Below are 15,381 nucleotides of genomic sequence, written 5' to 3'. Positions count from 1 at the left end.
CTGACGGAAGGACTTTTTGGCCAGAGAGGGGGCCACACGGTACGTATTCCAGCCCTTTAACGGGCCAAGCTTAAGAGTGATTTCGCCCTTACGGACGACTGCTTTCTGGGCAATCTGCCCCAGCCTTATCGCTGCTGCGAATCGCTTTGAGCTGGAAACCACTGTTGCAAACCCCTTCATTCCTGCCGCTTCCAGCTTATCTCCTTGTCCCGCCTCCACCTTGCGTCTACGCAAATAAACCAGCATGTCATGCAGTGGTATTTTGACCGGACAGGCCTCATAACAGGCCCCACACAGGCTGGACGCGCTTGCAATATCGTTCCACTCCTCAATGTTGCCATGTAGAGCAGGTGTAAGTACCGCACCGATAGGGCCGCTATATGTCCCGCCATACGCGTGCCCGCCAATGTGCCGGTAAACAGGACAGGCATTCAGGCAAGCCCCGCAGCGAATACAATTCAACAGCTCTTGAAACTCGGGATTGCCTAGCTGAAGCGAGCGTCCGTTATCTACGATGATGATGTGCATTTCTTCCGGTCCATCGGCATCCTGGCTGCGCCGTGGACCTGAAATACCGGACATGTACATGGTCAGCTTCTGTCCGGTAGCGGAGCGTGGCAGCAATGTAGCCATCACCTCCAAATCCGTCCAGGATGGAATAATCCGCTCCATGCCCATCAGCGTAATTTGCGTTTTGGGCAAAGTAGATACCATCCGTGCGTTGCCTTCATTTTCAAACAGGACCATGGAGCCTGTCTCGGCGATGGCAAAATTACACCCGGTCATGCCAATATCCGCCTCCAGAAACTTTTCACGCAGCTTTTTGCGGACAAAGCCCGCCAATACCGTCGTATCCGCAGACAGTTCCTCCCCAGCCTCTTTGGACAGCAGTTCGGCAATCTGATAGCGATTTTTGTGAATCGCAGGGATAACGATATGGGACGGGGCTTCCCCTGCCAGTTGAATGATATATTCACCGAGGTCACTTTCAATCGTCTCAATGTCTGCCGCTTCCAGTGCCTGATTTAGATGCAGCTCCTCCGACACCATCGACTTCGATTTGACAACAGAGCGGGCCTGAGTGTGTGCAGCAATATCCAATGTAATTTGTACGGCATCGGTGGCTGTATCGGCAAAATGGATATGCACCCCATTGGCACGGGCATTTTCCACGAATAGATTTAAGTAATAGTCCAGATGGGCAATGGTATGCAGTCGGATTTGACGTCCCCGCTCACGCCATTCCTCCCAATTTCCGTGCTGCGTTGAAGCCACTTGCTTGCCGTTGCGCAGCCGCTCGGTGGTAAAACGAACAGCCTTGCGCAGAAAATCGTCGTTCAGGGCCAGCTCCGCACGTTTTCGGACCTTTTGACTCATAGAATGTGAATGTACAGCGGTCATGCATGCTTCACCCCTTCATACAGCAGCTCAGCCAGATGCATCACCCGAACCGGCTCTTTCCGATACCGTAGATTTCCGGCAATGTTCATCAAGCACGCCATATCCAGTCCGACCAGCACCTCGGCTTCCGTCTCCCTGATATGATCCACCTTTTCCGTTACCATCGCCCCTGAAATATCCGGCATTTTCACCGCAAAAGTGCCCCCAAAGCCACAGCAATCCTCGGCAAAAGGGAGCGGCACCAATTGCAGGCCCTTCACACTGCCAAGCAGTTGCATCGGCTCATCTTTTACGCCTAGCAAGCGTGTGCCATGGCAAGATGGATGGTAGGTTACCGTATGCGGAAAAGACGCGCCCACATCGGTCACACCAAGCACCTGTACCATAAATTGCGTAAATTCATACGTCTTTTGCTCCAGCCTGCGTGCCGAGTCCAGCCATTCGGGCTCATCCTTAAACAGCTCAGGGTAATGGTGAATCATGTATGTGCAGGAACCGGAGGGAGATACGACAAAATCGCTGTCATCAAATGCTTTCAAAATCGTTTTGGCCGCTGCCCTCGTCTCATCCCAATAGCCGCTGTTATAAGACGGCTGTCCGCAGCATGTCTGTACCTTTGGAAAATCCAGCTCAACACCATATCTGGCAAGCAAACGTGCCATCGCTTCCCCCACCTTGGGATAAATCGCATCACTCAGGCAGGTAATAAATATAGATACCTTCATACGAGACACCTCTTCCGTCCATGGAATAGCTATAATATAAACTGAGCTTAAAAGTTACATGTTGCGCCACTACGCAGTCGGATGGTGCTTCCCATCGCCACCGCCCCCGGATTTCTTGAATAAAGCCTTTCATCAGGGTAGAAATCCGGGGAAGTGATGCTTCCGAAGCGAGCTTTCCTACGGAAAGCTTTTAAAGCGACCGCTACCGCTTGTACAGCACCATTCCGCCTGCTCCGTTTTGATGTGAATTTTTCGAGTTCAGCTTATATGAAAAGTAAACGCTTTCTAATCATCTTGAATGCTGTATCTTTTCCTGTTGAGCTGTCTTAGTTAGTCTAACGTCACTATGTTTGAACCGATATCTACTTACTATCAAAAAATCTACTTATGGAGAATACCAGCGGAGCGGCTCATTTGAATCTGGAGAAGCGTCAGCGCTCGCCTAAAAGCTTTCCAGAGGAAAGCTCTCTACGTAAGCATAAGCTTGCAGTGGGATTCTCACCTATACGTGTTTTACATCATCAAAGAATCCCACTGCAACAGCGATCGTAAGATCAAATGAAACGCGGAGCGACACCCTCCACCTCGGCATTTTTAAATTTACACAACCGTAACCGGAATTGACAGCTCTGCGAGCTGACTGTGAATCGGGTCCGACAACCGCGAATCCGTGATGATTTCAGACACTTGCGACAGGTTCACGACATGCGTAAACGCCTGCTGTCCAAATTTGCTCGCATCTGCCAGTAAAATCACACGGTCTGCGATGCTGACCATTTTCTGCTTCAGACGAGCTTGCAGCTCATTCGACTCACTAATGCCGCGATCCAGATGAACCCCCTGGCTGGAAAAAAACAGCTTATCCACATAATAGGTTTCCAATGAACGCTCCGCAAGCGGGCCTACGAACGACAGCGAGCGTTGAAGCAGCTGACCGCCTGTGGAAATAACCTCGATTTTTTCCTTACCCGCCAGCTCTGTAGCTACCCGAATTGAATTCGTTAATATGGTCAGCGGAATATCCGGCAGACTTGACGCCATATACCAGGCGGTCGTACTGGCATCCAGCAAAATACGATCATGCGGCTCAATCAGCTTGACCGCTTCCTCGGCAATCCGGCGCTTTTCCTCTGCATTCATAATTTCCCGCACTGCATAGGGGGTTTCAGGCTGCTCGTTTTTGACGCTGACCGCTCCCCCATGCGAACGACGCAATCGTCCCGCCTGCTCCAGACGGTCCAGATCGCGGCGGATCGTTTCCTCCGTTACTTTGCACAACTCGCTCAATTCCGACACCCGTATGCTTCCTTTTTCATTCACGAGCTGTACAATCATTTCATATCTTTCTGCGACCAGCATGGCAATCTCACTCCACATCTTTAATGTACAAAAAGTCTCGCCACCTGCCGGAATCGTCCGTAGGCATCCTTCCACGCCTCTGAATCGGCAGGTTCATAAACCTCTACGGCAATAGAATCCGCGATGACCCGGCGTGCTTCCCATATATCGGCGAACTTTCCCTGTGCTATCCATTGTACCGCAAGATTGCCGATTGCGCTTGCTTCTGCTGGTCCTGCCCACACGGGTTTTTGAATCGAGTTAGCCGTCCACTGGCACAGCAGCCGATTTTGAATGCCGCCACCCACCATATGGAGCCCATTAAACTGCTGCCCTGACACACGCTCCGTCAACTCCAAAACGTAACGGTACTTCAAGGCCAGACTTTCCAAAATACAGCGTGTGATCTCCCCCGGAGTCTCCGGCAAGGGCTGCCCGGTATTGCGGCAGTATTGGCGTATGCGTGTTTTCATATCTCCGGCATGCAGAAACAGTTCATCATCCGGGTCAATCAAACAGGTGAACGCCGGAGCCTGCTCCGCCATGTGAACCAATTCAGGAAAGGAATAGGAGCTTCCCTGCCGCTCCCACTCTCTGCGTGCCTCCTGTAAAATCCACAGTCCCATGATATTTTTCAGCAGCCTGTAGGTCCGACCCACACCGCCTTCGTTCGTAAAATTATATCGAAGCGTGTCGTCGTTAATTACAGGCTGTGCCGTTTCCGTTCCCATCAGGGACCATGTTCCACAGCTCAAGTACGCAAACGAGCGCTCCAGCGCAGGCACGGCAGCCACAGCTGATCCTGTGTCGTGCTCTGCTACTGCAATCACAGGAATCGCTTCAATGCCCAGATCTGTCATGACCGATGAACGGATCGTACCTGCAACACTTCCCGGCTCCAGTACCTTTCCGAACCAGGAGCGGGGGATGCCGATCCCGGACAAAAGCTCATCATCCCAGTCTTGCTGCAACGGATGATATAATTGCGTGCTGGTCGCATTCGAAAACTCGTTGTACATTTCACCTGTCAGAAAATACCGCAGCAGATCAGGGATCATCAAGAAATGCGCTGCCTGCTCCAGCAAGGGTGATTTCATATTGCGCATAGTGGCCAATTGATAAATGGTGTTAAACGTCAAAAACTGAATGCCTGTGCGCTGAAAAATAAACTCTTTTCCCAGCCGTTCCTGCACTTCCTCCATCACCCCGTGGGTATGCCAATCCCGATAATGATATGGGTTGCCCAGCAATTCTCCGGTTTCTCCAATCAGTCCAAAATCGACCGCCCAGGAGTCAATTGCCAGGCTGGACGGATTCACCCCCATATGCTTGGCTTTGAGCAATCCCTGCTGAACCTCATGATACAGACGCAGTATATCCCAGTGCAGGCGTTCGCCAACCTTGACCGGATCATTCGAAAAGCGATGGATTTCCTCCACCTCTATACGTGAATCTGTCAATCGTCCGAGCAGAACCCTGCCGCTGCTTGCCCCCAAATCATAAGCGAGAATGCTCACCAGCTTGCACCACCCTTGCCTCTTTGCAAAATCTGCTTGCCATAATCAGACGCCAGATAGGCTTTCATCGGATCAGCAGGTAAGCCTTGCTCTTCACGTATCGCTTTGAGCAGTGGCGCCACATCAAACTCAAACGCCTGGCGCACGGCATCCTCTGCACCCAGCACATCCTGGCGGTTTGCCGCCTCTTCCACCTCTGCATGATTAATCAGCAAGGCCTTCGCATATTGAGTCTGCACATTCAGCACCGAGCGAATCATGGCCGGAATTTTGGGCTCGATATTGTGCGACTGGTCGATCATATAAGCAATTTTATCCACGGTATGGCGAATATCTGCATCCACATCCTGAGCTGCGTTCAAAATCTGATAAAAGATCAAAAACAGCTCATACGGATTGGCGGAGCCCACGATCAGATCATCATCCGCATATTTATAGCTGTTAAAATGAAAACCGCCCAGCCGCTTCTCATCCATTAAAAACGCAACAATATGCTCCACATTGGCTCCCGGCAGGTGATGCCCTGTATCCACAAGCACCTGCGCCTGCGGCCCCAGCTTGGTCGCGTAATGGTACGCCATGCCCCAATCGGCAATATCCGTATGGTAAAAGGCCGGCTCGAACGCCTTGTATTCAATCAGCATGCGCATATCAGGCGTGAGCGCCTTATACATTTCGCCGAGTGCCTCCAGCATCCAGTTTTTCCGTTTGCGAATGTCCCCCTGACCGGGATAATTCGTTCCATCTGCGAACCATAGACTAAGATCAGTAGAGCCCGTCTCCTTCGCAATATCCACACATTCCAGCAAATGGTTGGTGGCCTTGCGGCGGATGGCCGGGTCTACATTGGTAACGCTGCCTAGCATGTAGTCCTCGTCTTGAAACAGATTGGGATTCACGGCCCCAATCCGCAGACCGAGATTTTCGGCATGACTGCGGAACTTACCGTAATGGTCCACCTTATCCCACGGGATATGAATGGCGACCGATGGACATAAGCCCGTCACGGCGTGGACCTGCGCGGCATCCTCCAGCTTTTCAAACGGATCACGCGGCACACCCGTTTTCTGAAAGACTTTAAACCGTGTACCTGAGTCGCCATAGCCCCAGGATGGCGTTTCTATGCTCAGCGCTTTCAGCTTTGTCTTTACCTGCTCCAGATCAATCCCCCGTTGCTGCTGCTGTTCCTCGAATAAGGCGTAGGCTTTGTCACTCATCGTGATTCCTCCTTGGAAAATAAAGTGAGTTACGGGAGGAGGCCGCTTCGCGTGCGGATTGTTCTTCCGAACGCTGCGCTTCTCCAGAACAATTCCGCCCGCTCCGCTGCTGACCAGCCATAAAGTCACTTCTATTTTAAAGTGCTAGTGTGTATAAAAGACATCAGTGCGTAAATGAGTCATCATGACTTATTTACGTTTGTTTCAAGATCATTTCGCGATATTAAGAGACATACCGGCCTAAGCTTGAGCCGTACTCCACTGTTTACCTTGTAAAGGCTGCAGGTACGCCGCCGTCAATAGTCAGCATACAGCCTGTCGTTTTTTCTGCCTTGGATGAGGCGAAAAAGGCTATGCCCTCCGCGATATCCTGCGGATAGATATTGACCAGCAATGTCGTCCGCTTGCGGTAATGCTCCTCCAACTGGTCTGGCTCAATACCGTAGGCGGCGGCGCGCTCGTTGCGCCAGTTGGAGTTCCAGATCGCCGAGCCTTGCAGAATCGCGTCCGGTAAAATCGTGTTCACACGGATGCCGTATTCGCCGCCTTCTGCGGCAATACAACGGGCCAGATGCGCCTCCAGCGCCTTGACCGAGCTGTAGGCCGTTACATTTTTACCTGCGTAGACCGAGTTTTTGGAGCCGACGAATACCATGCTGCCGCCAAGTGTCTGTTCCTTCATCAGCTTGAACGCCTCGCGTGCGACCAGAAAATAGCCTGTTCCCAGCACGTTCACGTTTAAATTCCATTCCTTTAATGACGTTTCATCGAATGGACTGGAGGTAGCCAGACCTGCATTGTTGACGATGATATCAACACCGCCGTAGTTCAGAGCCGTTTCAGCATAGGCAGCCTGAATCTGGTCCTCCTGCGTCACATCCATTTTTACGGCGATGGCACGGTTTTCTCCGTAGCTGCTATTTATCTCTGCGGCTACCTTTTGCGCACCTTCCAGATTCAGGTCTGCCAGTACGACATGTGCGCCTTCGTCCACCAAACGGCGCGCGGTTGCACTGCCGATTCCACCTGCTCCGCCCGTAATGAGTGCGATTTTACGTGAAAATTCAGCTTCTGCCGGTGCGAGTGACAGCTTATAGAGCTCCAGGGGCCAGTACTCCACGTTATACGATTCGTTTTCACTGAGCGACACAAACTGCCCTAACGCAGTTGCACCCCGCATAACAGCGATAGCACGATGATACAAGGCACCGCTCACCTGCGCATTGCTCCAGCTTTTTCCTGTATTGATCATACCAACACCCGGAATCAAAATCACACGCGGTGCAGCCTCAAACCTAACATCTCCCTCATGACGATTGCGTTCAAAATAGGCTTGGTATTGCTCCTTATAGGCTGCTATGCCTTCTGCAAGCTTGATCTTCAAGCCCTCTACGTCTTCTACATCCGGCGTCCAATCCACGAAAAGCGGCTTCATCTTGGTATGAACCAGATGATCCGGGCATGCTGCCCCGACCTGGGATAAAGCAGCTGAATCCCGGCCGTTCACAAACTCCAGCACGTCGTCTGCATCATCAAAGGTGAGGATCATCTTTTTCTCATCACTGACCGCCCCCCGGACGGCTGGCATGACCTGAGACGCAATGCTGCGGCGCTCCTCTGAAGTAAGCGCTTTATAATTTGCGCCGCCAAACGGCTGTTTTGCCTCTTGACGTGCTTTGATATAGCTTTCTGCTTCCTGAATGATTTCGATCGTTTTCGCATACGCCGCTTCGGACGTATCTCCCCACGTCACCAGGCCGTGCTTTTCCATCAATACCAATTCGGCTTGAGGATGATCCAGTACACCTTGAGCAATCATTTTGGACAGCTTAAAGCCAGGTCGGATATAAGGCACCCATACAAAGCGGTCACCGAAAATTTCCTTTGCGATTTCCTTGCCGTTGTGCGCACAACACAAGCTGATAATCGCGTCCGGGTGTGTATGATCCACATGTCTAAAAGGCAAAAAAGCATGCAATAGCGTCTCAATCGAGGCACGTGGATGCTTGGCATCAATCATACAATTCGCCAGATAAGCAACCATATCCTCGTCAGACATATCCTCCCGCTCAAACAAAGGACGGATATCCTCCATACGAAGCCCTGTGAAGTTATGCGCTTTCATTGTTGCGAGATCGGAACCGCTGCCCTTGACATACATCACTTCCACCTCACGTCCGCGGAAATCCTGTATCGTTGTTTTGGCCGAAGTATTGCCGCCTCCCCAGTTGCACACGCTTCTATCCGTACCAATGAGGTTGGAACGGTATACTAGCTGCTCCAGCGTGTTTTTTTGCTCAGATGCTTGTGAAGAATTCCACAGACTTTGTACCATAGGAAAAAGACCTCCAAGTTCTGTTTAGTTTTGAATTGCTTTATTATAGTGTTTATTTTTGCTTACGGAGACTATAACATTTTTGTTTCAATTTGAAAATATGAAATACAAAAATAATCAAAAATAATTTTTAATTTTTACTAACCTGTAAAACGAGCATATTAGCTTAAAATATAATAAGGCCGTGCCGGGTCAGGTCATAAGAACCTTTTCCAGTACAGCCTTTGGGCAGGTAAATCACTTCTTTGCCAAGCATATTGCTACGAATTTGATTAAGCTTTGTTTCGAAGCAAGGAGGCTTAGGGCATATCAAGTCGTTTTTTAACGACTGCTGGTACACCTGCAGCCATGGTAAATTCGGGTATATCCTCTTTAACAAAGGCTCCACCACCGATCATAGACCAACTTCCGATGCGGCGTTTCTCCCGTACCGAGGCACCAATGCCGATATAGGCCCCCTCATCTATGGTTACATTGCCTGCCAGATTCACACCGGGGGCTATAGTTGCATAATCGCCAATAACCGCATCATGACTCACGTTAACACTCCGATTGATAATTACATGCTGTCCGATCTTAATATTGTCCGACAGGACAGCCCCCTCAAAGATCATGCTTCCCTCTCCAATGGTGTTTCTTCGAGACAAACGAACTCGTGGATGTATTAGCGGAGCTGCGATACGAAATCCCGATTGAGTTGTTTGATAAGCGAATCGTTTCTTTAATGCCGGGTCACCCACCCCGGCACATATCAGCTCTACCTCATATTTTAACGCTTCAATGTCAGCCAATGTTCCCAGCACAGGAACCCCATTTACGATCTGCCCTTTCGTCTCAGGCCGTTCGTCTAAAAAACCTGTCACTTGAACTCCCAGCTCTTCACATAACCAGTTGATTTCCCTTGCATGTCCGCCCGATCCCCAAATCACGATTTTCCTCATCCGGTTGTCTCTTTTTCCAGGCTTCCGAGAACGTTCACAATTCTTCGAACAATAATCTCGTCCAGTTCCTCCCACAAGGGCAGGCTGACAATATGTTTGGTAATGTGTTCGGTAACATGAAGAGTAGACCGGGTATAGCTTTGGAATTGCTTCTGCTGATGGCACGCCGGAGAAAAATAGGTTCTGGCTTCTATTGAATTAGAGGCTAATAACTTTACGACTTCTTGATTCGTGTGGGCATCTGGACTAAGAATAGGGATAAATTGATGAACAACTGATCCTTGCACTTTTTGTAAAGACCACCCTCGTTCTAATAAGTCTGCTTGGAGCAGTTCTTGAAGATAATATTCGTAGATCGTCCTTCTATTCTCACGTACAGCCTTGAAATGATCGAGAGTGGCTAAAGCGATAGCAGCGGTATACTCGGATATCTTACTGTTAAGACCTTGGGTGACAGACTCCCTGCTGCTAGAGAAACCGAAATTCCCCGCCTGACGAATTCGCTTAATGAGATCCTGGTCCAAGCTGTATACCAATCCACCCTCTCCAATACCAAAAGATTTGGTGGCATGAAAGCTGAATACGACGGCTCCTCCAAAGCCTTTGCCAAAATGGGTGGCTTCCTCGGGAGTTATCGTTCCAAAGCTGGCAGCCGCATCAATGACTACCGGAATTCCCTGCTCCTGCAGCTTATTGTATATGGATAAATCAATAGCTGTACCGAAAGTGGCATAAGGAACGATTACCGCAATCTCATCCCCCAGCAGCTTGACTGTCTGCTCTAACTGCTCCCTATTCATTTGCCAATTCTCCGGTTCAATGTCAAGGAAGTAGGGTTCAAGCCCGCACCACTCGGCAGCAAGTGGAGTGGCAGCAAAAGTAAAGCTAGGCATAACAGCATATTTGCCCTGTGGTCGCTTGCTTTGAGAAATCGCCAAAATCAAGCCAACGGTAGCGTTATGAACGGTCACAGCCGAACCGATTCCATCAAACATTTGCGCAATGACCCGCTCTTCAAACAGGTTATTTAAGGGACCATAATTGGAGTAAATCCGCGTCTCTTCTATTTTCTCAAAATTGGAAATAAATCGTTCCTTTTTTACTAAATTAGGTCGTAAGAAGGGAATGTCGAACATGAGCCAGCCTCCTTCGCATATGGGATGAGCAAGCTAGGATTCCAATGTTTTTAATATCATTTCAATTCGCTTGATATCTGCAGCAAATTGTGGACGACCCTTTATACGTTCCTGATAAGAATGAAGTGCAGTTTTAAACAAATCGTCAGTATCAAGAAACCCATCATCTCTTGAGGCAATCATAATATCTAACCATTCCGTGAATGCATTTTGACCAAGCGTCTGATTATTTTGATTGGGATGTATTCGGAAATAGCTTAGTGCTTCAGGAATATAAACTGCTTTTCCTTTGGAGAGTAAGTTCAACCAGGACGCTAAATCATTAAGAAGAGAATACTGTTTTCCTTTATATACTCCAAACTGTTCGATAAGATCTGTTTTTTTGAAAAACACTGTCGTAGGCTCACCAATCACATTTAAACAACGAGTTAAGGCGACGTTTGCCAGCATTTTTCCGTCCATGATCCTTGTTTCCTCGTACAGCCTTTCCGTTGCATAGAGCGGTGGGATAATAGCCCCTGATTCATCAATGGTTTGCCGATACGAGGTAACCAGTGTGATATTTTCGAAATTTTCAAAGAAATAGATCATCCTTGCTATTTTTTCTTTATGAAATATGTCATCATCCATCAAGTAATTGATATATTCACCTGACGCCAAATCAAAACATTTATGCCAATTTCCGAGGAAAAGATTTTTATCATTTTTATAATATTTAATTTGGGGAAAAGAATCTAAATAAGAATCTTCAAGCATTTCTTGTACTTCATTCGTTGTACTGTCATCACAGATAATGATTTCGATATTCGGGTAAGTTTGTTCCAATACACTATCGATGGCAATTTTTAGTGTATGCGGGCGGTTATATGCAGGTATAACGACACTTACTAATGGGCATTCCACGCTTACTCCACCTTCCTTTTATGCTTAGGTGTCTACGCCGGAGGTTTCAGCCTATTTACTCTGTTGGTTTCATATGGGCTGACCTGTTCCTCACATCCCCGAACACATACACATACATATATACTACTGGGAAATAAAATGATGCCAGGAAAATGGATGTTTTAATAAAAACAATAACTTGCGTCTGAATCGGCACCTCCCTCTCGTTGGTGTTCTAAACTGGTAAAGGGGAATGATCATGTCATTGAGTTTCACTCCGCTGCTGACAACTCATTTATTTGTATCGAAAAAGGTTCTAAAGGATGATGTAAAAGAATTGATAGATAGATTGGAAGAAAATCACATTACAATAAAACTGTATGAGGCTGATCAACCACTTATAGACAATAGCCTCCAAAAGCCTCGGGTTTACGTCTCGCTCGGAGAAGAGTGGGGAGAATTTTCAGCACTAAAAGCGTTGCCTAGTCACGAAAAAAAACGCTGGTTGCACTTCCAATCACCAGACGAAATTCAACCTATGCATTTATTTTTCTGCTGGCTCAAGGCAACAGATCCCCTTCCGGAGAATAGAACGATTCCTCCAACACATTTTTCTTCAAACACACCTTTAATATCCGTCTTTACTGCCAGCTACAGGTCAAAAGAAAAAATTCAACGACCTTATCAATCTTTATTGAAGCAGACCTATAAAAACTGGGAATGGGTAATCGTGGATGATTCCGGTGATGAAGATGAGACATACAAGGAATATTTACTCCCTTTAGAGGACCAGCGTGTGCGGAGATATCGCCAGGATTCCCGCAATGGCTATATAGGAGCCATCAAAAGGTTTGCAGCAGGTCTATGTACAGGGGAAATTTTAGTAGAAGTAGATCATGATGATGAGCTAACTCCTGACTGCCTGGAGAAAATCGTCAGAGCCTTTCAACAAAATCCTGACTGTGGCTTTGTTTATGGAGATTGTGCCGAGGTGTATGCAGGGAGCAATCATGCGCATTGGTATGGCTGGGATTGTGGCTTTGGTTACAGTGTTCATTATCGAGTCTGGCTGCATGAAATGAACAGATGGCAAAATGTACAAAAACATACGACTATTAATGGCAAAACCATTCGTCATTTGGTCGGTTTACCCAATCATCCCCGTGCGTGGACGAGAGACTGTTATCATCTGATCGGAGGCCATCGCAATGAACTACTGGTAGCAGATGATTACGATATGCTGGTCCGGACGTTTCTTTGTACTAAATTTGTAAACATCCCCGATTTGATATATATCCAATATCGTAACGAACATGGAAATAACACTACATTCCTCAGAAATAAGCAGATTCAGGTTCTTGTAGGGGAACTATATAGATGCTATTTCCAAAGAATTCAAATGAGATTGAAAGAGCTCGAATTACCAGAGCTATTGCCTTATCGTCGTATTTGGGAGACTTCTACGGATGATTCTGCCCGGAAATCTGCTCACGTTATTCAAGAAGATACCTCAAGATTCTCGATATTGTTCCCTATCCCCCATTCCTGCCCCGAAATAGAGCATACCCAATTAATTAAGACGCTCCAAAAGGGCATTGAAAACAACTTTAGGGAGATCGAAATTGTGGTTGTAGGTCGAATTCCATCAGACATCGAAATCTATGCCTCCAAAGCTCCCAGGGGAGCCATACGATGGTGGCCAATGGAGCCAAATGATTCATTAGAAACTTGTATTCAATATGCAAAATTTGTTGCGTCCTGCAAAGAGAAAGTGGTTGTGTTGCCCTAAATCTCAGGTAAGGCTGATTAGAACATTAGCCAACAGTTATTTTCCAATACCTTTGTCGAAGTCTCTTGGAATTTATTTCCACAAGACTTCAACAAAGGTTTTTTCGTTACAGCAGAACTGCAAACATGAACTTAAGACAAAAAAAGGACCCAAAAGTTATAAATAACTTTTGAGTCATCTAAATATACCTTGAGCTTAAGCTTACAGAATGCCTGCAGGTCCTTGTTCACCTTGTACGCCTTGAACGCCTTGAGGTCCTTGGTCACCTTGTGGGCCTTGAACTCCTTGAGGGCCTTGGTCGCCTTGTACGCCTTGAACTCCCTGAGGGCCTTGGTCGCCTTGCGCTCCTTGAACGCCCTGAGGGCCTTGGTCGCCTTGCACTCCTTGAACGCCCTGAGGGCCTTGGTCGCCTTGCACTCCTTGAACGCCCTGAGGGCCTTGGTCGCCTTGCACTCCTTGAACGCCCTGAGGGCCTTGGTCGCCTTGCACTCCTTGAACGCCCTGAGGGCCTTGGTCGCCTTGCACTCCTTGAACGCCCTGAGGGCCTTGGTCGCCTTGCACTCCTTGAACGCCCTGAGGGCCTTGGTCGCCTTGCACTCCTTGAACGCCCTGAGGGCCTTGGTCGCCTTGCACTCCTTGAACGCCCTGAGGGCCTTGGTCGCCTTGCACTCCTTGAACGCCCTGAGGGCCTTGGTCGCCTTGCACTCCTTGAACGCCCTGAGGGCCTTGGTCGCCTTGCACTCCTTGAACGCCCTGAGGGCCTTGGTCGCCTTGCACTCCTTGAACGCCCTGAGGGCCTTGGTCGCCTTGCACTCCTTGAACGCCCTGAGGGCCTTGGTCGCCTTGCACTCCTTGAACGCCCTGAGGGCCTTGGTCGCCTTGCACTCCTTGAACGCCCTGAGGGCCTTGGTCGCCTTGCACTCCTTGAACGCCCTGAGGGCCTTGAGCACCTAGAGGGCCTTCAGCACCTTGTGGACCTAGAGGGCCTTGAGCACCTAGAGGGCCTTCAGCACCTTGTGGACCTAGAGGGCCTTGAGCACCTAGAGGGCCTTCAGCACCTTGTGGACCTAGAGGGCCTTGAGCACCTAGAGGGCCTTCAGCACCTTGTGGACCTAGAGGGCCTTGAGCACCTAGAGGGCCTTGAATACCTTGTGGACCTAGAGGGCCTTGAGCACCTTGTACGCCTTGAACTCCCTGTGGTCCTTGGTCACCTTGAACGCCCTGAACTCCTTGAGGTCCTTGGTCACCTTGTGGGCCTTGAACTCCTTGAGGGCCTTGGTCGCCTTGTACGCCTTGAGCACCTTGAGGTCCTTGGTCGCCTTGGACACCTTGAACTCCTTGAGGTCCTTGATCGCCTTGTACGCCTTGAACTCCCTGAGGTCCTTGATCGCCTTGGGCTCCCTGAACTCCTTGAGGTCCTTGGTCGCCTTGAACGCCTTGTACGCCCTGAGGGCCTTGGTCGCCTTGTACGCCTTGAACTCCCTGAGGGCCTTGGTCACCTTGTACGCCTTGAACTCCCTGAGGGCCTTGGTCGCCTTGGACTCCTTGAACTCCCTGAGGGCCTTGGTCGCCTTGCGCTCCTTGAACGCCCTGAGGGCCTTGGTCGCCTTGCACTCCTTGAACGCCCTGAGGGCCTTGAGCACCTAGAGGGCCTTCAGCACCTTGTGGACCTAGAGGGCCTTGAGCACCTAGAGGGCCTTGAATACCTTGTGGACCTAGAGGGCCTTGAGCACCTTGTACGCCTTGAACTCCCTGTGGTCCTTGGTCACCTTGAACGCCCTGAACTCCTTGAGGTCCTTGGTCACCTTGTGTGCCTTGAACACCCTGAGGGCCTTGGTCGCCTTGTACGCCTTGAGCACCTTGAGGTCCTTGGTCGCCTTGGACACCTTGAACTCCTTGAGGTCCTTGATCGCCTTGGGTTCCTTGAACTCCCTGAAGTCCTTGGTCACCTTGTGGGCCTTGAACACCTTGAGGTCCTTGGTCACCTTGGGTTCCTTGAACTCCCTGAGGTCCTTGGGTTCCTTGAACGCCTTGAACACCCTGAGGTCCTTGGTCACCTTGGGCTCCTTGAATTCCCTGAGGTCCTTGAACACCTTGGAC

Annotated in this window: 13 protein-coding genes; 1 reads left to right on the top strand and 12 read right to left on the bottom strand. The window is 49.3% G+C overall.

All coding sequences use genetic code 11. The annotated features are described in order from the left end of the window. The 9 genes from WG8_RS11365 to WG8_RS11325 form a co-directional block, all read right to left on the bottom strand. On the bottom strand, window positions 1-1,401 hold a 1,401-nt coding region (locus WG8_RS11365), incomplete at its 3' end, for a LutB/LldF family L-lactate oxidation iron-sulfur protein (protein ID WP_007430324.1). Next, window positions 1,398-2,126, bottom strand: a complete 729-nt coding sequence (locus WG8_RS11360) for a (Fe-S)-binding protein (RefSeq protein WP_007430323.1) — start codon at window positions 2,124-2,126, stop codon at window positions 1,398-1,400. The genes WG8_RS11360 and WG8_RS11365, both read right to left, overlap by 4 nt. 600 nt (window positions 2,127-2,726) lie before the next feature. Further along, entirely contained in the window at window positions 2,727-3,485 is a 759-nt protein-coding gene (locus WG8_RS11355) for a DeoR/GlpR family DNA-binding transcription regulator (protein WP_007430322.1), read from the bottom strand. 20 nt (window positions 3,486-3,505) lie between these two features. Then, complete coding sequence (gene rhaB / locus WG8_RS11350; RefSeq protein ID WP_007430321.1) at window positions 3,506-4,981, bottom strand: rhamnulokinase; 1,476 nt, start codon at window positions 4,979-4,981, stop codon at window positions 3,506-3,508. Further along, window positions 4,978-6,198, bottom strand: coding sequence for an L-rhamnose isomerase (gene rhaI, locus WG8_RS11345; protein WP_007430320.1), 1,221 nt, complete (start codon window positions 6,196-6,198; stop codon window positions 4,978-4,980). The genes rhaB and rhaI overlap by 4 nt, the downstream gene beginning before the upstream one ends. Before the next feature lie 265 nt (window positions 6,199-6,463). Beyond that, window positions 6,464-8,533: a bifunctional rhamnulose-1-phosphate aldolase/short-chain dehydrogenase gene (locus tag WG8_RS11340; RefSeq protein WP_007430318.1), complete on the bottom strand. Its 2,070-nt coding sequence runs from the start codon at window positions 8,531-8,533 to the stop codon at window positions 6,464-6,466. Between the two features lie 299 nt (window positions 8,534-8,832). Beyond that, window positions 8,833-9,474 carry an acetyltransferase gene (locus tag WG8_RS11335; protein WP_007430317.1) on the bottom strand — a complete coding sequence of 214 codons (642 nt, stop codon included), beginning with the start codon at window positions 9,472-9,474 and terminating at the stop codon, window positions 8,833-8,835. Then, complete coding sequence (locus WG8_RS11330) at window positions 9,471-10,610, bottom strand: DegT/DnrJ/EryC1/StrS family aminotransferase (protein ID WP_007430316.1); 1,140 nt, start codon at window positions 10,608-10,610, stop codon at window positions 9,471-9,473. Before WG8_RS11330 ends, WG8_RS11335 begins: the two co-directional genes overlap by 4 nt. 33 nt (window positions 10,611-10,643) lie before the next feature. After that, entirely contained in the window at window positions 10,644-11,513 is an 870-nt protein-coding gene (locus WG8_RS11325; protein WP_007430315.1) for a glycosyltransferase family 2 protein, read from the bottom strand. A 238-nt stretch (window positions 11,514-11,751) separates the two neighbouring features. Between WG8_RS11325 and WG8_RS11320 the strand changes: the two genes are divergently transcribed. Further along, entirely contained in the window at window positions 11,752-13,281 is a 1,530-nt protein-coding gene (locus WG8_RS11320) for a glycosyltransferase (RefSeq protein ID WP_043890979.1), read from the top strand. A gap of 131 nt (window positions 13,282-13,412) precedes the next feature. On the opposite strand, the gene WG8_RS29520 is transcribed toward WG8_RS11320, so the two are convergent. From WG8_RS29520 to WG8_RS29510, 3 genes are all read right to left on the bottom strand, one after another. After that, a complete protein-coding gene (locus tag WG8_RS29520; RefSeq protein ID WP_052310862.1) occupies window positions 13,413-14,231 on the bottom strand; it encodes a hypothetical protein in 819 nt (272 codons plus the stop codon). A 207-nt stretch (window positions 14,232-14,438) separates the two neighbouring features. Then, window positions 14,439-14,924, bottom strand: a complete 486-nt coding sequence (locus WG8_RS29515; RefSeq protein WP_052310861.1) for a hypothetical protein — start codon at window positions 14,922-14,924, stop codon at window positions 14,439-14,441. A 72-nt stretch (window positions 14,925-14,996) separates the two neighbouring features. Continuing rightward, window positions 14,997-15,381 (bottom strand): hypothetical protein (locus tag WG8_RS29510; RefSeq protein WP_442950075.1); only part of this gene is annotated, 385 nt, incomplete at its 5' end.

This window comes from Paenibacillus sp. Aloe-11 (assembly GCF_000245715.1).
GTDB lineage: Bacteria > Bacillota > Bacilli > Paenibacillales > Paenibacillaceae > Paenibacillus > Paenibacillus kribbensis.
This window is presented reverse-complemented; position numbering and strand designations above follow the sequence as displayed.

Coding starts and splice junctions, on each gene's coding strand:
- WG8_RS11320 (WP_043890979.1), top strand. CDS start 11,752: ATGTCATTGAGTTTCACTCCGCTGCTGACAACTCATTTATTTGTATCG.
- WG8_RS11340 (WP_007430318.1), bottom strand. CDS start 8,533: ATGGTACAAAGTCTGTGGAATTCTTCACAAGCATCTGAGCAAAAAAAC.
- WG8_RS11335 (WP_007430317.1), bottom strand. CDS start 9,474: ATGAGGAAAATCGTGATTTGGGGATCGGGCGGACATGCAAGGGAAATC.
- WG8_RS11355 (WP_007430322.1), bottom strand. CDS start 3,485: ATGCTGGTCGCAGAAAGATATGAAATGATTGTACAGCTCGTGAATGAA.
- rhaI (WP_007430320.1), bottom strand. CDS start 6,198: ATGAGTGACAAAGCCTACGCCTTATTCGAGGAACAGCAGCAGCAACGG.
- WG8_RS11330 (WP_007430316.1), bottom strand. CDS start 10,610: ATGTTCGACATTCCCTTCTTACGACCTAATTTAGTAAAAAAGGAACGA.
- WG8_RS11360 (WP_007430323.1), bottom strand. CDS start 2,126: ATGAAGGTATCTATATTTATTACCTGCCTGAGTGATGCGATTTATCCC.